Raw genomic sequence first — 18,249 nt, 5'->3', positions numbered from 1 at the left:
GGGCAGCTTGGGGGTGGGGTCTTCCGCCCAACGAATGGTTGCCGTCCACCAGGGGTACTTTTCGATGTGCGGGCACCAGAACAGCGCTTCACTCGTCCGCCTATCCCCTTGCGGTGGAGCGAAGGCGGCTAGGCGGCCCAGGGCAACCTGCTCATCCAGGCGCTCGGGGTTGGCCGCGTCGTTGCGGTCGAGGAATCGGGTGTAGCCGTCCTCCCCGTACTTCTCAAGGTATTCCTGATGGGTCATAGCTTTTCCACCTCTTCTCTCATCCTAGCAGGCAGCCAGAGCTTCAACCCTTTGGGCAGGATGCTCGGGCGCTCCTCGATGATCTCCCTCAGCCGAGCCGCCCACTCCAGTGCAACTCTATCGCGCTTGCTGCTAGGCCCCTCCAGCGAATCGAAGCCCAGGGCATCGGCGGGGTCAACGACCTGTTGCGCCTCATCGAGGCGGGCCAGACCTCTGCCGGGCAGTACGGGCCGGATCATCTGGCCCTGATGGAGTGGCTGGCGCGGAGCGACCGCCCCCTGCTCACCGACACCTTTGACACCGAGAAAGGCAGCTTCGAGGAGTGGGCTCCCGAGGTCGAGCGGTGGGTCAGGCGCTTGGGCGGGCACGTCCTGGGAGCTATCCCCCGCACCTCGGCCTTCGAGTGGAAGTGGGAGTGGGGGCCACCGGAGGAGGACAAACGCCGGGTAGATGTGGGGGGTCGCACCATCCTCATCAACCCCGAGGCCAGCCTGGTGGTCGCTGCTCCGCCGGGCCGGGAGGCCGAGTTTGCGCGGGAATACTACCGGGGCATCCGCAAGGAGGCTCCCCTGGCCCAACAGAAAGAGCCCGTGCTTGCGGAGATCGGGCGCGTATGGCCGCGTGTGATGCCGTATATACGGGATTTGGGGAACATCCCCAAGGGGAAGTGGGGCAGAAAGATTTACTATAAGTCGCGAGGTGCGCTCCGGCGGTTGCAAAACCGAGAAGCCCAACTCCACCGCGAGAGTTGGCAGATGGGCGACAAGATTGCCCCCATTGGATGGTACGAGCCCGACGTGCGGGGCAACTACGAGGTGGGCGAGGGCTGGCAGTGGGGTCGCCTCACCGCCACCCCCGAGGGCGTCCACTACATCTCCCACGACACCGGCAAGCCCGGCCCGCGCATCCTGGTAGACCCCGACATCGCACGGTGGATCGGCTACTCCGAGGTGGCCGAGGATGATGTCTATAAATCCGGGCAGCGCGGCTACGCGGCTACAATGAGGGATATGGACGAAGAAACCAGACTTTTGATGCAGCCCATCGCCTGGAGCTTCGACATCGAAGAACTCAACCAAGAGTTTGCGCAGGAGGCGCTGTACACCCGCTACGGGCTGGACTACGAGCAGAAGGCCTTCGGGCTACCCCCAAACTGGACGGACGAGGAACCGGACGATACGAAGTGGGACAAGGGCCTCTACGCCCCCGAGTTCCGCGTGCCCTTCAAGGTGGGCGGCTGGGTGGCCGTCTACGGCTCTCGGGTGTACGCTTCTCCCTTCGCCCGTGGCCCCTACGCCAACATCGGGAATGGTCCCCTGCGGGTGCTGTGGGTCAACGGCAACGGGGATTGGGGCTACAGCAGCTACCCCGCTAGCGGCCCCGGCAGCCTTGGCGCGATGCGGGCCAGCCTGGGGAGGCTGCGGGCGACCATCCGGCCCATCCGCGACTTCGCCACCTTCGAGATGCCGCCCAAAAGGAGCCTGGATGCCGTTCTGAAGTCCAACACCGAGATGGGCTGGCCCCTGGATCGGCTCATTGCCCTGGCCCGTGGGGAGATCGAGGTGAACAACCCCACCTTGCAGTGGTGGGATGAGGAGGGGGTGCCGGAGCAGTGGTAGACCCCGCCGAGCTTCGGGTGGAGGTGCAGGAGGCCATGCGCCGTCTGGCCGCACACCTGAGTGGTGCGGGTGATTCACCTGCCCACCGGGACGAGCGCCGAGAGCGACCACACTCGCAGCCTGCTGGGGGGCAAGGTGCAGGCTCTCAAGCTTCTCTTTCAACCCTCTCAGCTTTGAGGTTCCTGGAATTGCATACAAAATATGTATAGCTGTTAAGTATGCGTGTAGTGGCAGATTTCTCTCGTCTGCCCCGGCCTCAGTGTAGCGGAAGCTGGGGTAAGCGAAAGGCAAGGCACATAATTTGTATACTCGGGATCAGGATATGGAAGAACGTTACAAGAAACTCACTCCCGTAGGGGATAAACCCCGCGAGATGGTCACTACCGATGGCTACGAGTCGCTGGAGCTTTACGCCAACGCCTTCATGCTCGACGACGACGAGGTAGAAGCGCTCAAGCGGGTGATCGAGGAGCAGGAGCGGCGAAAGCGGGAGCGGAAATAGCCCCCGCTGCTTCACCCACCCCGGCCCTGCCGGGGTGATTTGTTTGGTTTGTTTGGAGGGATATGCAGCCGAAAGTTGTGGCGTCTGCCCGTAAAATCCTCTCGATCAAGGGCAGGGAAGGCTACGCCCTCAAGCCCTCAAAGGTTGATCCGCACAAGCGGCGCTGGCGACGGATTGGTAGCATGGCCTCGATGCAGACGCGGCGAGATACCAGGGGTCGGGGCTCGGTGCTCCCTCCCGACTGGCTCACCCGATGGCCCGAGCGACGACGCTTCGAGGATTTCAGCGACTTTGAGCGCGGCGGCCTTGGCCGCGACGGGCCGGTGACGGTGGGGCGACTTGGCGCGGAGCGTTGGGTGCTCAAACCGAGTGACGAGGCCGTGGCCAACGAGATCATCGCCAGTGTGGTAGGCCGCAGCCTGGGGCTACTGGTGCCCCCGGCGATGGCGGTAGACAAAGGGGATGAGATATGGGCGGCTTCGCTGCGTGTGCCCGCTTTGCGGCACGACCCCCGCGTAGGCTTCAACGACCGCAACCCTTTTCGCTTTGGCCCCGAAGGACCGGAGGACATCCCGAACTACTGGCAACAGGTAGGCTTGGGCAAGCTGCTGGGGGACATCGACCGCAAGGGGGGCAACTGGGGGCTAGATCAGTACGGTCGGCGCTGGGACTTCGACTTCTCCTTGAGCGACCACGCCAACTTCTTCCTGGCCCCCGACACGCCGGAGTGGAATCACTACCGTAAGGATCGCTTCAAAGGGGACATCGAATCGATGCGGATACGCGGCCTATCCTCCTCAGCCCTCCAGCGCTTCCTCGAACCCTACCGCACCCTGGCGGAAAGTGACCCGGAAAAGCTCTACGGCTGGGTGAGCGGGGTGGGGGATTTGGGTGGGCTCTTCATGGGGAAAAAGCCCCTCGGCCCCTCCCTCATCGAAGCCGGGCACGCCAACCGCAAGGCAGTGGGGGAAGTGCTCAGGGAGTTGGGGGTTCACTAGAATGTCAGCTATGATCCTCTGGCTCAGCCTCTACCTTCCCAGTCGCCTCAACTGTGATTCCATCGGGGTCGAGGACGGGCAGGTGGTCACCAGCCTGCACTTTCCCCCCGACTGGCTCGCGGTGGCTAAGAGCTACCTTCCCGGTGCCCCCGAGGACTTGAGCGTGATGGCCTGGATGTTCGACGTACACAGCGGGAGGATCAAGGTGAAAGACCGCATCCCGGTGTGGGGTTGGGGCGACAAGCACAAGGCCCTGGATGAACTCAAAAAGGCGCTTGCCGAGCGGGGCATCGCGTGGTAGACACACGGGGCGACTAAGCCTAAGCTATGCTTTTCTCTTTGCCGTAGCTTTCTACACACATTCACACATCTACACAAGTGCACATACAGTCAGTTACCATGAACGAGCAACGTGTTCCGGTGGTCAGTCTTCGTGCCTTGATAGCCTGCTTAAATCGCAGGCTTGCTTCGTGATGAAAACCGCATCATCCGAAAGACACGGAGCCAAAGGGCCTACTGGGATTTAGGTGAATATTACATTTTGGACTATCGCCACAACTTCATCGCAGGCAAACGTCTGAGCAAAGGTGACCTAGAAGAGATGACCCGAGAGTATGCAGCACTTCATCCTTGGGCGATGCTAAGGAGCGGCGATGAGAAAGCGCAGGGGTAAAGGCGCTGGCACGATTTACCGTCATAAGGGCTCAGGCCGCTGGTGTGCTGAGCTTGAGGTGGGTCGCAAGCCTGATGGTAAGCCATTAAGAGTGCGTGGCTACTTCCCTACCCGCCGCGAGGCCGAGGGATGGCTGGCTGAGCAAGCCGCACTCAACTTTAAGGGCCTGCTGGCTGATCCTTCGAGCATCACCGTTCAGGAATGGGCCTTGCGGTGGCTGGAGCGCAAGGCCCGCGAGGTTCGCCCAAACACCCTCGCCGCCTACCACCGCGAGCTATCACTGGCCCTGCCCTCCCTCAAAAACCCTCAGGCCCATGAGGGTTTGAGTTCGAGGAAGTTGCAAGAGGTCAAACCTGCCCACATCCGCGCCCTGATTGACGACCTGAGCAAGCGCTACGACCTCAGAACCATACGGCACGTGCGTCAACGGTTGGCGCACCTTTTCGAGGAAGCCCTGCGCCTGGAATGATCCACCGCAATCCAGTTGCGCCGGTGGTGATCAAGGCCCCACGCGGAGAGCGCACGCAGAAAGCGGGCCGAGCCTTGGAGCCCCACGAAATGCAAGCCCTGCTCGCTGCCCTGGACAGCCACAAAGACCCACGTACTGCCCTGGCCCTGCGGTTGATGCTGGCCTGTGGATTGCGGTTAGGAGAGGCGCTAGGGTTGCAGTGGGGTGATCTGGATTTTGAGGCCGGAACCCTCACTGTCTGCCGGGCCTATAGTGCTTATCGACTCACTGGCCCCAAGACTCCCACCAGTGCCCGCACCGTGCCCATCCCTCATGCCACCCTGATGCGGCTAAGACAGTACTGCGATTGGTGGACACAAAAGCTTGGAGAGAACCCACTCAGCACCATGTGGGTGTTCCCCGGCAACGACCCGGCAAAGCCTCTGGACTACAACGCACCGGGTCACGCCCTGCGTCGCATCGTGGCAAGGCTGGGTATTACTCCTCTGCGGGTACACGACCTGCGGCATTCCTACGGTTCCCACCTGCTGGCCAACGGTGCCCCCCTGGAGTTGGTGGCCGAGCGGATGGGTCACGCCAACCCGAATGTTACCCTCGGGGTTTACCGTCACCTGCTCCAACACGAGCGGCAGGGCTGGGTGATCGACCCCGAGGACTTGCTGCAACTCAGGGCTAAAGCTTGAGTCCAATTCCCGTAAACGCACCGTAGAAACAAGTTTTCGGGGCCTGCGCGACCCCGGATTTTCGCGTCCTGGACTGGTGCGCCCGGCAGGACTCGAACCTGCGACCTAAGGTTTAGGAAACCTTCGCTCTATCCAACTGAGCTACGGGCGCCCGAAAACACGCTTGCAGATTGTAGCACAACTTGGCGGCGTGGCTCGAGGCTTGACAATGGTTTTTAGGTTCACCTAAACTATCAGTGTATGTTTAAGTAGGTATGCCTAAATATGGAGGGCATCATGTGGATGAGCCTTGCTATTGCAGGGATGCTGTACACGCTGGGAACGGTACTTTTGGGGCACTTCGAGATTAAGACCCCTGTGGCCAGACGTTTGACCAAGATGGTGGTGTTTTTCGGCATTACCGCGCTGCTGTCGGCCTGGGTGGGGAATTGGGCTCTGGTCTGGGTTCTGGGGATGATGGGAGCTAGCCTGGGGTTCCACTTCACCTGGTGCAGGCTCAACCAAATCCACCTGCTCAGCGCCGAGCCTAAGGAGCGGTACTACCGCCTGAGGGGGTGGAGCCTGTGAACTCGTCGCTGTCCCGCCCCGTGCTGAGCGAGGCCCAGGAGGACTACCTCAAGCAGATCCTGTTGCTGGGGAGCGCGCCGGAGGGCTCGAGCCCCCTCGAGCGCACCAACTCGGTCTCGACCCAGGAACTCGCCGAACGCATGGAGGTCAAACCGGCTTCGGTGACGGGGATGCTCAAGAAGCTGGCCGAACTGGCCCTGGTGGAATACGAAGCCTACAAGGGCGTGCGGCTGACGGAGGCCGGGTACAAAGTGGCGCTGGAGGTGCTGCGCCACCACCGGCTGCTGGAGACCTACCTGCACCAGGCCCTGGGCTACGGCTGGGAGGAAGTGCACGCCGAGGCCGAGCGGCTCGAGCACCACATTTCCGAGGACTTCGAGGCCCGCATTGCCGAGTGGCTGGGCCATCCCTCGCACGACCCCCACGGCGATCCCATCCCCACCGCCCACCTCGAGCTGCCCGATTCCCAACCCTCCAGACGACTGACTGCCCTCGGGAGCGGTGAATGGGGGATGGTGACCCGCGTGGCCACGCAGGACCAGGACAGCCTCAACCTCTTCGCGCACCTGCATCTGCGGCCTGGGGCCAGGGTGGAAGTACTCGAGCGCCTCGAGCAGGGAGTGCGCATCCAGATCGGCAAAGAACGCTTTCTGCTGCCCATCAGCCTGGCTCAGGCGCTGTGGGTAGCCGAGGGTGAACAACCCGCGGATAGCTCATAGCTAAAAGCCTCCTTTAGCCATCGGCTATCGGCAATAGGCAACAAGAGGTGCATATGAGGAGCTTTCTTCCTAAGCTGTTCTCCCGCCGCCAGGTGCTTCGCAGCCTGGGCGGGGTTGCCGGTGTGGCCGGTGCGGCGGCCTTGGGCCTCGGTCAGGGGCCCAAACCGGCTCCTCAGGGCGAAGTCGGTGGTCACAGCGGTCACTACATGGGTGCCGCCGATCCCAAGCAGATGGGCCACGGCAACAACCTCACCGTGGGAGTGGTCGATCATCAGGCCAACGGCTTCGACCCTCTGCGGCTGTTGGTGGACTGGGATTACGGCAAGGTGAGCATGCTGCCCAGCGGCCAGACCCTGCGCGAGTACGAGTTTGTGGCCCAGGAGAAGGAGATCGAGATCGCCCCTGGAGTGTTCTTCCCGGCCTGGACCTACAACGGGCGCGTGCCGGGCCCTACCATCCGCTGCACCGAGGGTGACCGCATCCGGGTGCGCTTCACCAACAGCTCGAGCCACCCCCACACCATCCACTTCCACGGCATCCACCCCGCCGAGATGGACGGCACGCCGCTGCCCGGTAACGGCGGCCTGGTCCAGCCGGGCCAGAGCTTGACCTACGAGTTCACCGCCGAGCCCTTTGGCTGCCACCTCTATCACTGTCACTCCCTCTCGCTCAAGCGCCACATCCACAAGGGCATGTACGGTGCCTTCATCGTCGATCCCAAGGGAGGTCGTCCGCCCGCGCGCGAGTTCGTGATGGTGATGAACGCCTTCGACACCAACTTCGACGGCGGCAACGAGGTCTATGCGGTCAATAGCGTGGCCTTCGAGTACGCCCGGCGGGCCATCCCGCTGAAGCTGGGCGAGTTGGTGCGGATTTACCTAATCAACGTGCTCGAGTTCGACCCCCTCAACACCTTCCACCTGCACGCCAACATGTTCGACTACTACGACCACGGCACCACGCTCGAGCCCACGCTGCGCCGGGTGGACACCATCTCCCAGGTGCAGGGGCAGCGGGGGATCATCGAGTTCCGCTACAAATTCCCCGGCATGTACATGTTCCACCCCCACGTCTCGGAGTTCACCGAACTGGGCTGGATGGGGCACTTCAACGTAGTTAAGCCCGAAGACTTCGCCCAGGCCTTGCAGAGTGTGGGGCTCGATGCGGCCTGGGATCAGAAGAGCCTCCAGGGCAGCATCGTGCCCTGGAAAAGGGGTGAGCAGGCGTGAGCGTCGAGCGCAATACCACCCCCGCAGGCAAGGGAGGCTTTGGCTGGGCGCTGGCGCTGGTGCCGCTGTTGCTGCTGGGCCTGGTGCTGGCCTACCTGGTGACGACGGGCGGTGGGCTGCGAGAGCTGGCCGGGCCTCCGCTCGAGAAGGTCACCATCGAGCGCATCACCCTGCCCGAGCCCGGCGTGATCAAGGTGGAGGTCGTCAACGACGGCCCGCAAGCGGTCACCATCCCCCAAGTGCTGGTGGACGAGGCCTACTGGGAATTCAGCGCCGAACCCTCCACGACCATTCCCCGGCTGGGGCGGGCCACCTTCACCATCCCCTACCCCTGGGTCGCGGAGGAGGCCCACGCCGTCACCCTGATCACCCGCCTGGGCACCACTTTCGAGGGGGAGATCCCGGCGGCGGTGCAGACTCCAAGACTCGACGCCGGCCTGTTCTGGCGCTTTGGCCTGGTGGGCCTGTACGTAGGCGTCGTGCCGGTGGTGCTGGGGATGCTGTGGTACCCCTGGATGCGCCGCCTGGGCAGGCGGGCCATGAGCTTCGTCCTCTCCCTCACCGTGGGGCTCTTGGTCTACCTGGCGGTGGGCACCTGGCTCGACGCGCAGGAGTTCGCCGCCGAGCTACCCGCCTTCTGGCAGGGGGTTCCGGCGGTGATCCTGGTGGCCCTGATCGCCCTGGGCGTGCTCCTGGTGGTGGGCAACCGCCGACCGGGCGCTTCGGGCGAGCGCAGCCCCCTGAGCCTGGCCTACCAGATCGCGCTGGGCATCGGCCTGCACAACCTGGGTGAGGGCCTGGCGATTGGCGCGGCCTTCTCTGCCGGGGAAGCGGCGTTGGGCACCTTCCTGGTGCTGGGCTTCACCCTGCACAACATCACCGAAGGGGTGGGGATCGTGGCTCCCATAGTGCGGCAGAACCCCGGCCTCAAGCACTTCGCGCTGCTGGCCCTGCTGGCGGGGGGGCCGGCCATCCTGGGCACCTGGATCGGGGGCTTCGCCTTCAACCCGGTGCTGGCCGCGCTCTTCCTGGCCATCGGGGTCGGAGCCATCCTGCAGGTGGTGTGGGAGGTGGGCAGGCTGGTGGCCAAAGACAGCGCCCGGCTCGAGCTTCCCACCCTCAACTGGGTCAACCTCGGCGGTTTCGTGGCCGGGGTCGCGGTCATGTACCTTACCGCCTTCATGGTGAAGTTCTAGGAATCCATCATGCGATTACCCTTCGTGCTCCTCACGCTCGCCACCTTGCTGAGCGCCTGCCAGACCCAGGAATTCGCCCTCAGGCCCATCGACGGAAGTCGCCCGGTGCGGGCGGTGGCCACTACCAACTTCGTCAGCGACCTGGTGCAGCAGATCGGCGGGGAGCGGGCGCAGGTCACGGGCCTGATGGGCCCCGGCGTGGACCCCCACCTCTACAAGGCTTCCGCCGGGGACGTGCGCAAGCTGACCCAGGCCGACATCGTCTTCTACGGCGGGCTGTTCCTCGAGGGCAAGCTCGTGGAACTCTTCGAGAAGATGCCCAAGGCTATCGCCGTCACCGACACCATCCCCCGCGAGCTGCTCATCGCACCGAAGGGTGGCTTCGAGGGCACTTACACCTACGACCCCCACGTGTGGTTTGACGTGAGCCTGTGGGCCTACACCGCCGAGGCTGTGCGGGATGGGCTTTCCAGGGTGGACCCGGCGGGCGCTGGCTACTACGCCAAGCGCACCCAGCAGTACCAGGCCCGGCTGCGGGAGTTGGACGCGTGGGTCAAGCGTGAGATCGAGCGGATTCCCCCCCAACAGCGGGTGATGGTGACCGCTCACGATGCCTTCAGCTACTTCGGGCGGCGCTATGGCCTCGAGGTGCGGGGCCTGCAGGGCGTCTCTACCGTGGCCGAGACCGGGACCCGCGACGTGCAGGACCTGGCGGCCTTCCTAGCCGAGCGCGGCATCCGGGCCATCTTCGTCGAGTCCAGCGTGCCCCGGCGCTCGGTGGAGGCTGTGGTGGCAGCGGTGCGCTCGCGCGGCAAGGAGCTGCACATCGGCGGTGAGCTGTTCTCCGACGCCGCCGGGGACCCCGGCACCCCCGAAGGCACCTACATCGGCATGGTCGAACACAACGTCAGAACCATCGTTTCGGCTCTGCTCGGAGGCGAACATCCATGATCAGACCCACGACCAGCGACCAGTTCTCTCCCATATCCCTGCGCCCGGCTCCCCTCGAGGTGCGCGACCTTACTGTGGCCTACCGCGAAAAGCCGGTGCTGTGGGACGTGGATCTCGTCATTCCCGAAGGACAGCTTTGCGCCATCGTCGGCCCCAACGGGGCAGGCAAGAGCACCCTGCTCAAGGCCGTGCTGGGGATGGTCCCCAGGGCCTCGGGCACGGTGCAGTTTTTCGGCCAACCCCTACAAGCAGTCCGCCGCCACATCGGCTACGTGCCCCAGCGCTCTTCGGTAGACTGGGACTTCCCCACCAACGCCCTGGACGTGGTGCTGATGGGGTTGTACGGGCGGCTGGGCTGGTTCAGGCGGCCCGGCAGGGCCGAGCGCGAGGAGGCCATGCGGGCCCTCGAGCAGGTAGGGTTGGCTGCTTTCGCCCAGCGCCAGATCGCCCAGCTTTCTGGCGGGCAGCAGCAGCGGGTCTTCTTAGCCCGTGCCCTGGCGCAAAACTCCGACCTATACTTCATGGACGAGCCCTTCGCCGGGGTGGACGCGGTGACCGAGGAGGCCATCCTGCAGGTGATGCACGAGCTCAAGGGGCGGGGCAAGACGGTGGTGGTGGTGCACCACGACCTCGAGACGGTGCGCGACTACTTCGACCACCTCACCCTGCTCAACGTGCAGGTCATCGCCAGCGGGCCGCTGGAACAGACTTTTACGGCGGAAAACCTCAAGGCCACCTACGGCGAGCGCATGAGCCTGGGGAGGTGAGGCCGTGGAGCTTTTCCTGGCGATCTTCACCGACTACACCCTGCGCAACGTCGCGCTGGGGGCGGCCCTGTTGGGCCTGGTGGGCGGGGTGCTGGGCAGCTTCGCCACCCTGCGCCGCCAGAGCCTGCTGGGCGACGTGCTGGCCCACGCCTCGCTGCCGGGCATCTGCTTGGCTTTCCTGCTCACGGGCGTCAAGGCCCCCCTGGTCCTGCTGCTGGGCGCGGGCGCGGTGGGCTGGCTGGCCTCGCTGCTGATGCTGGCCATCCTGCGCACCACCCGCCTGCCCGAAGACAGCGCCCTGGGGGTGATCCTGAGCAGCTTCTTCGGCTTCGGCATCGGCCTGCTCACCTTCATCCAACACAGCAGAAACAGTAACCAGGCCGGGCTGGACAAGTTCATCTTCGGGCAGGCCGCCACCATCGTAGGCGAGGACGTGGCGACCATGGCCCTCCTGGGCGGCGTCGCGCTGCTGCTGGTGGGGCTTTTGTACAAGGAGTTCAAGCTCATTTCCTTCGACCCCGCCTATGCCGCGAGCCTGGGCCTGCCCGTACGCGGCCTGGGCACGCTGCTGACCTCGCTCACGGTCGTCGCGGTAATGATCGGGCTGCAAACCGTGGGCGTGGTGTTGATGGCCGCCATGCTCATCGCCCCGGCGGCGGCAGCGCGGCAGTGGACCAACCGCCTGAGCAGCATGATCTGGCTCTCGGCGGGGTTTGGCGTCCTTTCGGGCCTGCTAGGCGCGCTGATCTCGGCCACACGCGAGAACCTCCCCACCGGGCCGCTGGTGGTGCTCACCGCCAGCCTCATCAGCCTCTTCTCGCTGCTGCTGGCTCCCGAACGCGGGCTGGTGTGGGACTGGCAACGCACCCGCGCCAACCGCCGCCGCATCCGCCTCGAGCGGCTGCTACTCGACGCCCACGTGCTCCACAACCACGCCGAGCTCACCCCCCTAAGCCTGGCCCAGCGCCGCCGAAGCACCCCGGCCAGGGCCAAAGCCGAGCTCGAGGAACTCGCTGCCCAAGGCTGGGTAGTGCAGCGGAACGATCACTGGGAACTTAGCGAGCGGGGCCACGCCGAAGCCCACCGGCTCGAGCAGGCCATGCGGGTGCTTCCCAAGACCCTGGGGCCGCTGGTCGGGGGCGGGATGGGAGGTGCATCGTGAGCGCCGATGTGATCATCATCCTCACCGCCATTCTCGTCTCCACCGCCTCGGCCTTGCTGGGCAGCTTCCTGGTGCTGCGCCGCATGGCCCTCATGAGCGACGCCATCTCCCACGCCGTCCTTCCCGGCATCGTGCTGGCCTTCTGGGTCTCGGGGGGCGAGCGGGCCACCGCGGTAGCCCTGCTGGGCGCGGCGGCAGCCGGGTTGCTGACCGTGACGCTGGTGGAGTGGCTCAGCCGCACCAACCGTATCAAGAACGATGCAGCCATCGGGCTGGTCTTCCCTGCCCTGTTCAGCCTAGGGGTGCTGGCGGTGTCGCTTTACTTCCGCAACGTCCACCTCGACCTCGACGCCGTGCTCTACGGCGAGATCGCCTATGCACCCTTCAACACCCTCGAGGCCTTCGGCCTCAACCTGGGGCCGGAGTCGCTGTGGATCATGGGCACCCTGGCCCTGCTCAACCTGCTGTTCGTGCTGCTGTTTTACAAAGAGCTCAAGCTCTCGACCTTCGACGCCGGGCTGGCTGCGGCTTTGGGCTTTGCTCCTGGAGCGCTGCACTACGCGCTGATGAGTTTGGTCTCCCTCACTGCCGTGGGCGCCTTCCAGTCGGTGGGGGCTATCCTGATCGTGGCTTTCCTCATCATCCCGCCCGCCACAGCCTACCTTCTCACCCAGCGCCTGCCCGTGATGATCGGCCTGGCGGTGCTGGTGGGCGCGGTTTCCAGCGTGGCGGGCTACGTGCTGGCCATCTTGCTCGATGCTTCGATCGCGGGAATGATGGCCACGGTGGCCGGGCTGCTCTTCGCCCTGGCCTGGCTGTTCTCGCCCGTGGACGGGGTGATCCCCGCCCGTAGCCGCCGTGCCCGCCAGCAGCGGGAGTTCGCCGCCCGGCTGCTGCTGGCCCACTTGGCCCACCACGACCGGCCCGTGCCGGTGCGGGAGGTGCTCGAGGAGTTCGGCTGGAGCCCTGCCTTCTTGGCCCAGGCCCAGCAGTGGGCCCAGCGCGAAGGGCTCATCGCGGGCGACCCCCACGGGTTGAGGTTGACGGCTCGAGGCGCGGTCCTGGCGGGAGAAAGGCCGTAGGAGGGTCGATAGTCGATAGCTGATAGCCGATGATCAAACGCAAAACGCGGGCCGTGCGTCGTACGTCCTACGTCGTACGCAAGAGGCAAGACGCCTTGTTCCCCCCTTAGCAAGGGGGGCTGGGGGGATACCCCCTCTCCGCGCGTGGGGAGGGGTTTCTTCTACACCACAGGCCCCTACCTTTTGCTGACGGCTTATACCGGATTCAAAAAGATAATCACCCAAACCAAAGACCTTCAGAGGCTATCTTTTTGAATCCTAGAGCACTCCCTTCGGTCGGGTCAGTTCGTCCCCATTCGGGAACGAACTGACCGAATCTGGTATTACAGCTTATCGCTTCCCGCTCTCCCTACCGCGCCTGCACGCTGATGCGGTTCCCTGCTGCGTCTACCGCGATGATTGTCGCGGAGCGGACGGGGACTTCGACGTAAAAGGGAACCTCCTTGCCTTTGGGCAAGGAAAGGGCGTTGTAGAGGGTCTTGCCGCCCTGCTGGTACTGCACGACCACCTTGTCCACGCTGGTATCGTCCAACGCTCGCCCGGTGATGCGGATCCCCTTGTTGACGGGCGTCCGCTCGACGGTGGGTTCTTGGTTTTCCGAGCCCTCTGGAGGCGCAATGGTACGGGTGACGTACTCGACGATGGGCTCGACGCGCTCGAGGCGAACCTGCGGCTGCCGGGCGTCGAGCACCAGCGGAAGCTTCATCTCCCGGCTGCGACCATTCACGTCGGTCGCAGTGATGATTAGCTCGACCTGGCCTGACTGTGGGGTGTTGACGATGAAGCTGAACTGGTAAAGCCTGTCCCCCACTTCCTTCTGCGGCAGGAGCTCGGTTTCCTTCTGAATGTTGCTCCTGACCCGCACGCTGCTGAGGCCCGTGTCGTCCATGGCGTAGCCCACCACCCGGACCCTACGGTCCTTGAACACCCCGCCCTGCGGCTGCACCACCGAGAGCAGGGGAGCCAGGGTGTCGTTGCTGCGCATACAAGCAGGCAGTGCGAACAAAAGAAAAATGGAGAGGAGCCAACGCATCCCCTCCATCCTAACAACCCAGGCTTAGAAGTACAGGCGCGGGCCCAGGTTGATGCCCAGGCCGAACGCCGAGTTACCGCCCGCGAAGGTGAAGCCCGGCACCACCTCGGTGAGCAGGCTGAACTTCCCGGCCACGGGGAACTCGAGGCCCAGGATGCCGCGAACCTGGAACGCTGTCGCGCTGGTGCCGCCGGCGGCAGCCACCACCAGGCCACCGCCCAAACCAGCGTAGAGGTTAGGGCCCTGCAGCGTGAAAGGCAGCAGCACGTCAGTGGTAAGGCCAAAGAGGGTAGCGGCGGTCCCGCCCGCATTCCCCACCGCAACAGTAGCACCGCCCCGCAGGGTCAGGGGCCCCAGGAGGTTTTCCATGCCGGCTTGAAGCCCCAGGCTCACGCCGAAGGCGGGCGTGACGGAGATCTGACCGGAAACCGCCTCACCGAATACCCGCCCCTGGGCAAAGGCACCGGTGAGCACAGAAACGACTATCAGAACGAGGAGTTTCTTCATACTCATTCCTCCAGTCTGGAGTATATACAGAAAATGCGGAAAATTGTCAAGTCGAGAGGTCAAAATTAGTGATGGCAAGGGCCAAACTGCGCCCTTACCATCTCAGTTACCAAGGTTTTATCGGAAGATCACACCAACCCTGGTGGCAAAATCGGGTCCAATGGCTGTCCCGCCACCTGCAAAGACGATACTGGCCCCTACCTGAGCTTCCCCGTAGAAGCTGTAGGTGGTGCCAGCCAGCTTGTACTCGATGCCGATCAGACCGTGCGGAAAGACGTAAAAGCCGCCTCCCAGGAAAGCCCAGAAGCCCGCCCCTGCGCCAGCGCCAAAGTACCAGCTCAACTCGTTGCCCCCAGTCACCGGGAGTTGGTTCTCACCGATGATAAGGTCGGCGGAAGCGCCCAGGCCGAGGAAGGAGATGCCGCCCCCAAAGCGGAGGCTACTGGACTGATACTGAATACCCAGCCACTCGGGCCAGCCCGAGTAAACGCCAAAACCCTCCGACTGGGCCAAACCGAGGGAGCTGAGGACGAAAAGCACCGAAGTCACTACAAGAATCTTGAACCTCTTCACGCTGTCACCTCCTGATTCTGAGTCTATCATGTGAACGTTATTCAGGCGTTAGTTCAGGTGGTATAGAGCGCGTTAATCTTGACGTAACCCTCGGTCAGGTCGCATCCCCAGGCCATCGCCTGCGCGTTTCCCGCGCCGAGATCGGCCTCTACGAGCACTTCCTCGGCTTTCATGCTCTCGGAGGCTTGGCGGCGGTCGAAGGGCAGGGCAGCCCCGGCGTAGAGCGGCATCCCCTGGAGCTTGATGTGGACCCTCGAGGGATCGAAGCGCGCTCCCGAGCGGCCCAGGGCCATCATGATGCGGCCCCAGTTGGGGTCGTTGCCGTAGACCGCGCTCTTCCACAGCGGGCTGGCGGCGACGGTGCGGGCGGCGTCGCGGGCTTCGTCCTCGCTGTGGGCTCCTGTGACCCGGACGGTGATGAGCTTGGTGGCACCCTCGCCGTCGCGGGCGATCTGTCGGGCCAGCGAGACACACACCGCTTCCACGGCCTGCCAGAAGGCCTCGAGGTCGGGCTCACCCGCGGCACCGTTGGCCAGGATCACCGCCATGTCGTTGGTGGAGGTGTCGCCATCGACGGTGACCTGGTTGAAGCTGTGGTCCACCACACGCTTCCAGCCACGCCGCAGTTCCTCCTGTGACACGGCGGCATCGGTGAAGACGAAGCCGAACATGGTGGCCATGTTGGGGTGGATCATGCCACTGCCCTTGGCGACCCCCACCACGCGGATACCGCCGGGAAGCTCGGCCTCGGCGGTCTTCATGGTCAGATCGGTGGTCATGATGGCTTCGGCGAAGGGGGTGAGCTCGAGGTCCAGCCGCAGATCGGGCAGGGCCGCTTCGATCTTCTCGAGCGGCAACGGCACCCCGATAACCCCCGTGGAAGCGGTCAGCACGGCCTCAGGGGCGATGCCCAGCCGTGCGGCGGCCAGCTCGGCCATGCGGCGGTCGGCCTGGAATCCGGCTTCCCCCGTCGCGCAGTTGGCGTTACCGGCGTTGACCACGATGGCCTGCAAGGAGCCTCCGGCCTCGCGCAACCGGCGCCCGCGCAACACGCAAGGGGCGGCAGCCTGGTTGAGCGTGCCCACGAAGGCCCAAGCGCACGGCCTTCCCGAGGCGACGAGGGTGAGATCGGGCTTGCCGGAAGGTTTGATGCCTGCACGGGTGGCCCCGGCGCGGAAACCAATGGGTAATCTCATGTCGATAGCTTATAGCCGATGCGCTTTGCGTAGGACGTACGACCTCTAGCCTCCTGCATCTTGCGTTTTGCGTTTTGCGTTTGGCGTCTTGCGTTTGGCGTTCTTCACTTTCAATCGCCAAAGTATTCATAGCTACGCTCGCCCTCGAGCCCCAGCATCAGGTCGAGGTTCTGCACCGCCGCGCCCGAGGCCCCCTTACCCAGGTTGTCGAAGCGGGCGATGAGCAGGGCTTGCTCGCGCTGGGGGTTGGTGTAGACGAAAAGCTCCATGCGGTTGGTGCCGTTGAGGGTCTGGGGGTCGAGCACGGGGTTGTGGGCGCCGTAGGTCTCCAGCGGCATCACCGTGACGAAGCGCCGGCCCCGGTAGTGCTCGGCCAGTGCCGCGTGCAGCTCGGCTGCCTTAACCCGCCTCGACAGGGCCCACAGGTGCACCGGGATCACGATGAGCATGCCCTGGGCGAAGCGGCCCACCGCCGGGGTGAAGATGGGTTCGTGGGCGAGGCGGGAGTAGCGGGTCATCTCGGCTACGTGCTTGTGGGTGAGCTCGAGGCCATAGGCGCGGTAATCCCCGGCCAGGCGGTGCTCGCCACGGCCTTCCATGGCCTCGATGAGCTGTCGCCCGCCGCCGCTGTAGCCCGAGGTTCCCTGTACCGAAGCCGCGAAGTCGTGGGGCAGGAGCCCAGCATCCACCAGCGGGCGCAGCAGGCCGATAGCCCCGGTGGGGTAGCAGCCGGGGTTGGAGACGAAGCGGGCCCGGCGGATTTGCTCCGGTTGGGCAGGGCTCATCTCGGGGAAGCCGTAAACCCAGCCCTCGGCCACCCGGTGCGCGGAGCTGGCGTCGAGGATGCGGGTCTGGGGGTTCTCCACCAGGCCCACCGTCGCTTTGGCGACGTCGTCGTGCAAGCAGAGGATGGCCACGTCGGCCTCGTTGATCAGGCGCTTGCGTTCGGCCTCGTCCTTGCGCTTGGCCGGGTCGATGGAGAGCAGCTCGAGGTCGTCGCGCCCCAGCAGCCGCCCCCGGATTTGCAGGCCGGTGGTCCCGGCCTCGCCGTCGATGAAGACCTTGGGTTTGCTCACGGTTCACCCAAGCAGATGGTAAAGCAGCGCTTTCTGCGCGTGCAGGCGGTTTTCAGCCTGGTCGAAGACGCGGCTCTTGGGGTGCAGGGTGGCCTCTTCGACCACCTCCTCGCCGTAGTGGGCGGGCAGGCAGTGCAGGAAGATGCCCTCCGGGGCAATGAGATCCAGCATGGCCGGGGTCACCTGGAAGCCGGCGAAGTCCTTGATCTTGCGCCTCTGACTGGCCTCCTGCTCCTGGCCCATGCTCACCCACACGTCGGTGTAGAGCACCTGCGCGCCCTGGGCGGCCTCGAGGGGGTCGTGGGTGAGGGTGATGTCGGCCCCGCGTTGCAGGGCGTCGAGCAGGATGACGGCGTTGGGCTCGTAGCCGCGCGGGGTGGCGATGGTGAGCTTGGCCCCCGAGAGCACCGCGCACTGGATGTGGGCGTTGGCCATGTTGTTGCCGTCGCCGATGTAGGCCACGCGCAGCCCTCTGGTGTCGGGGAAGGACTCTTCGATGGTCTGGTAGTCGGCCATGAGCTGCACGGGGTGCAATAGGTCGGAGAGGCCGTTGATGACGGGCTTAGAGGAGTAGCGGGCGAGTTCTTCGAGCGTCGAGTGCAAGTAGACCCGCGCCATGATGCCCTCCACCCAGCGCTCGAGGTTGAGGGCGATGTCGCGCACCGGCTCGCGCGTGCCCAGCCCGATCTCGGCGTTGGTGAGGTTCACCGCGTGCCCGCCGAGCTGGTTCATAGCCACCTCGAAGGTGGTGCGGGTGCGTAAGGAGGGCTTCTCGAAGATCATGGCCAGGGTCTGGCCCTCGAGGGGGCGCTGGCCCTTGAACTCACCGCGCTTCATGGCGTGGGCGGTGTCGAGCACCGCGCGGTACTCCTCGGGAGAGAGGTCGAGGTTGGAGAGGAAGTCGCGGCCTTTCAAGCTCTGCACAGGTTTGAGGGTTTCAACCACAAGGTGCCTCCGGGGCGAACGCACACTTATGCGTCCAGAGAGCGTGATTATACATC

Annotated in this window: 21 protein-coding genes and 1 tRNA gene; 14 read left to right on the top strand and 8 right to left on the bottom strand. The window is 64.5% G+C overall.

The features are described 5' to 3' along the window. The coding region (locus Mrose_RS02720; protein WP_147371554.1) for a hypothetical protein at positions 1–246 on the bottom strand (246 nt) is incomplete at its 3' end. Positions 247–431: 185 nt separating this feature from the next. Between Mrose_RS02720 and Mrose_RS02710 the strand changes: the two genes are divergently transcribed. From Mrose_RS02710 to Mrose_RS19305, 6 genes are all read left to right on the top strand, one after another. Continuing rightward, entirely contained in the window at positions 432–1,865 is a 1,434-nt protein-coding gene (locus tag Mrose_RS02710; protein ID WP_147371553.1) for a hypothetical protein, read from the top strand. 322 nt (positions 1,866–2,187) lie between these two features. Continuing rightward, the gene (locus Mrose_RS02705) at positions 2,188–2,367 is read left to right on the top strand and encodes a hypothetical protein (protein WP_245969480.1); all 180 of its coding nucleotides are present in this window, start codon (positions 2,188–2,190) and stop codon (positions 2,365–2,367) included. A gap of 191 nt (positions 2,368–2,558) precedes the next feature. Continuing rightward, complete coding sequence (locus Mrose_RS02700) at positions 2,559–3,365, top strand: hypothetical protein (RefSeq protein WP_245969478.1); 807 nt, start codon at positions 2,559–2,561, stop codon at positions 3,363–3,365. 10 nt (positions 3,366–3,375) lie between these two features. After that, the gene (locus tag Mrose_RS02695) at positions 3,376–3,666 is read left to right on the top strand and encodes a hypothetical protein (protein ID WP_119275889.1); all 291 of its coding nucleotides are present in this window, start codon (positions 3,376–3,378) and stop codon (positions 3,664–3,666) included. Between the two features lie 463 nt (positions 3,667–4,129). After that, positions 4,130–4,507 (top strand): N-terminal phage integrase SAM-like domain-containing protein, encoded by a 378-nt coding sequence (locus Mrose_RS19310; RefSeq protein ID WP_245969476.1) that lies wholly within the window; start codon positions 4,130–4,132, stop codon positions 4,505–4,507. An 89-nt stretch (positions 4,508–4,596) separates the two neighbouring features. Continuing rightward, positions 4,597–5,190 carry a site-specific integrase gene (locus tag Mrose_RS19305; RefSeq protein WP_245969469.1) on the top strand — a complete coding sequence of 198 codons (594 nt, stop codon included), beginning with the start codon at positions 4,597–4,599 and terminating at the stop codon, positions 5,188–5,190. A 74-nt stretch (positions 5,191–5,264) separates the two neighbouring features. Here the strand turns inward: Mrose_RS19305 and Mrose_RS02685 are convergent. After that, positions 5,265–5,341 (bottom strand) — tRNA-Arg (locus Mrose_RS02685). A 125-nt stretch (positions 5,342–5,466) separates the two neighbouring features. On the opposite strand from Mrose_RS02685, the gene Mrose_RS02680 reads away from it, so the two are divergent. From Mrose_RS02680 to Mrose_RS02645, 8 genes are read left to right on the top strand one after another with little or no spacing between them, the layout of a single operon-like run. Further along, on the top strand, positions 5,467–5,757 hold the full coding sequence (locus Mrose_RS02680) for a hypothetical protein (protein ID WP_147371551.1): 291 nt from the start codon (positions 5,467–5,469) through the stop codon (positions 5,755–5,757). After that, positions 5,754–6,476 (top strand): manganese-dependent transcriptional regulator MntR, encoded by a 723-nt coding sequence (gene mntR, locus Mrose_RS02675; RefSeq protein ID WP_119275887.1) that lies wholly within the window; start codon positions 5,754–5,756, stop codon positions 6,474–6,476. The genes Mrose_RS02680 and mntR overlap by 4 nt, the downstream gene beginning before the upstream one ends. A 53-nt stretch (positions 6,477–6,529) precedes the next feature. Then, on the top strand, positions 6,530–7,705 hold the full coding sequence (locus Mrose_RS02670) for a multicopper oxidase domain-containing protein (protein WP_119275886.1): 1,176 nt from the start codon (positions 6,530–6,532) through the stop codon (positions 7,703–7,705). Beyond that, positions 7,702–8,901: a ZIP family metal transporter gene (locus Mrose_RS02665; protein WP_119275885.1), complete on the top strand. Its 1,200-nt coding sequence runs from the start codon at positions 7,702–7,704 to the stop codon at positions 8,899–8,901. Before Mrose_RS02670 ends, Mrose_RS02665 begins: the two co-directional genes overlap by 4 nt. Before the next feature lie 9 nt (positions 8,902–8,910). After that, positions 8,911–9,852 carry a metal ABC transporter solute-binding protein, Zn/Mn family gene (locus Mrose_RS02660; RefSeq protein ID WP_119275884.1) on the top strand — a complete coding sequence of 314 codons (942 nt, stop codon included), beginning with the start codon at positions 8,911–8,913 and terminating at the stop codon, positions 9,850–9,852. Beyond that, positions 9,849–10,619, top strand: coding sequence for a metal ABC transporter ATP-binding protein (locus Mrose_RS02655; protein WP_119275883.1), 771 nt, complete (start codon positions 9,849–9,851; stop codon positions 10,617–10,619). The genes Mrose_RS02660 and Mrose_RS02655 overlap by 4 nt, the downstream gene beginning before the upstream one ends. Positions 10,620–10,623: 4 nt before the next feature. Further along, positions 10,624–11,781, top strand: coding sequence for a metal ABC transporter permease (locus Mrose_RS02650; RefSeq protein ID WP_119275882.1), 1,158 nt, complete (start codon positions 10,624–10,626; stop codon positions 11,779–11,781). After that, positions 11,778–12,863, top strand: a complete 1,086-nt coding sequence (locus Mrose_RS02645; RefSeq protein WP_119275881.1) for a metal ABC transporter permease — start codon at positions 11,778–11,780, stop codon at positions 12,861–12,863. Before Mrose_RS02650 ends, Mrose_RS02645 begins: the two co-directional genes overlap by 4 nt. Positions 12,864–13,212: 349 nt before the next feature. Here the strand turns inward: Mrose_RS02645 and Mrose_RS02640 are convergent, their stop codons facing one another. From Mrose_RS02640 to argF, 6 genes are all read right to left on the bottom strand, one after another. Then, the gene (locus tag Mrose_RS02640; RefSeq protein WP_245969468.1) at positions 13,213–13,848 is read right to left on the bottom strand and encodes a hypothetical protein; all 636 of its coding nucleotides are present in this window, start codon (positions 13,846–13,848) and stop codon (positions 13,213–13,215) included. 72 nt (positions 13,849–13,920) lie between these two features. Then, the gene (locus Mrose_RS02635; protein ID WP_119275879.1) at positions 13,921–14,403 is read right to left on the bottom strand and encodes a hypothetical protein; all 483 of its coding nucleotides are present in this window, start codon (positions 14,401–14,403) and stop codon (positions 13,921–13,923) included. A 117-nt stretch (positions 14,404–14,520) separates the two neighbouring features. After that, positions 14,521–14,976 (bottom strand): hypothetical protein, encoded by a 456-nt coding sequence (locus Mrose_RS02630; protein WP_119275878.1) that lies wholly within the window; start codon positions 14,974–14,976, stop codon positions 14,521–14,523. Positions 14,977–15,029: 53 nt separating this feature from the next. Continuing rightward, positions 15,030–16,178 carry a bifunctional glutamate N-acetyltransferase/amino-acid acetyltransferase ArgJ gene (gene argJ, locus Mrose_RS02625; RefSeq protein WP_182482641.1) on the bottom strand — a complete coding sequence of 383 codons (1,149 nt, stop codon included), beginning with the start codon at positions 16,176–16,178 and terminating at the stop codon, positions 15,030–15,032. A 104-nt stretch (positions 16,179–16,282) separates the two neighbouring features. Continuing rightward, on the bottom strand, positions 16,283–17,248 hold the full coding sequence (argC, locus tag Mrose_RS02620; RefSeq protein ID WP_119275876.1) for an N-acetyl-gamma-glutamyl-phosphate reductase: 966 nt from the start codon (positions 17,246–17,248) through the stop codon (positions 16,283–16,285). 3 nt (positions 17,249–17,251) lie between these two features. Further along, positions 17,252–18,193 carry an ornithine carbamoyltransferase gene (argF, locus tag Mrose_RS02615; RefSeq protein ID WP_119275899.1) on the bottom strand — a complete coding sequence of 314 codons (942 nt, stop codon included), beginning with the start codon at positions 18,191–18,193 and terminating at the stop codon, positions 17,252–17,254. Between the last annotated feature and the right edge of the window lie 56 nt (positions 18,194–18,249).

Source organism: Calidithermus roseus (assembly GCF_003574095.1).
Classification (GTDB): Bacteria; Deinococcota; Deinococci; order Deinococcales; family Thermaceae; genus Calidithermus; species Calidithermus roseus.
Note: the sequence above shows the minus strand (reverse complement) of the source record. Positions and strands in the feature narration are given on the sequence as shown.

Excerpts from the sequence above, each read along its gene's own strand:
- Mrose_RS02700 (WP_245969478.1), top strand. The coding sequence starts at position 2,559 with ATGCAGACGCGGCGAGATACCAGGGGTCGGGGCTCGGTGCTCCCTCCC.
- Mrose_RS02695 (WP_119275889.1), top strand. The coding sequence starts at position 3,376 with ATGATCCTCTGGCTCAGCCTCTACCTTCCCAGTCGCCTCAACTGTGAT.
- Mrose_RS02680 (WP_147371551.1), top strand. The coding sequence starts at position 5,467 with ATGTGGATGAGCCTTGCTATTGCAGGGATGCTGTACACGCTGGGAACG.
- Mrose_RS02655 (WP_119275883.1), top strand. The coding sequence starts at position 9,849 with ATGATCAGACCCACGACCAGCGACCAGTTCTCTCCCATATCCCTGCGC.
- Mrose_RS19305 (WP_245969469.1), top strand. The coding sequence starts at position 4,597 with ATGCAAGCCCTGCTCGCTGCCCTGGACAGCCACAAAGACCCACGTACT.
- Mrose_RS02660 (WP_119275884.1), top strand. The coding sequence starts at position 8,911 with ATGCGATTACCCTTCGTGCTCCTCACGCTCGCCACCTTGCTGAGCGCC.
- Mrose_RS02635 (WP_119275879.1), bottom strand. The coding sequence starts at position 14,403 with ATGAAGAAACTCCTCGTTCTGATAGTCGTTTCTGTGCTCACCGGTGCC.
- Mrose_RS02670 (WP_119275886.1), top strand. The coding sequence starts at position 6,530 with ATGAGGAGCTTTCTTCCTAAGCTGTTCTCCCGCCGCCAGGTGCTTCGC.
- Mrose_RS02640 (WP_245969468.1), bottom strand. The coding sequence starts at position 13,848 with ATGCGCAGCAACGACACCCTGGCTCCCCTGCTCTCGGTGGTGCAGCCG.
- Mrose_RS02705 (WP_245969480.1), top strand. The coding sequence starts at position 2,188 with ATGGAAGAACGTTACAAGAAACTCACTCCCGTAGGGGATAAACCCCGC.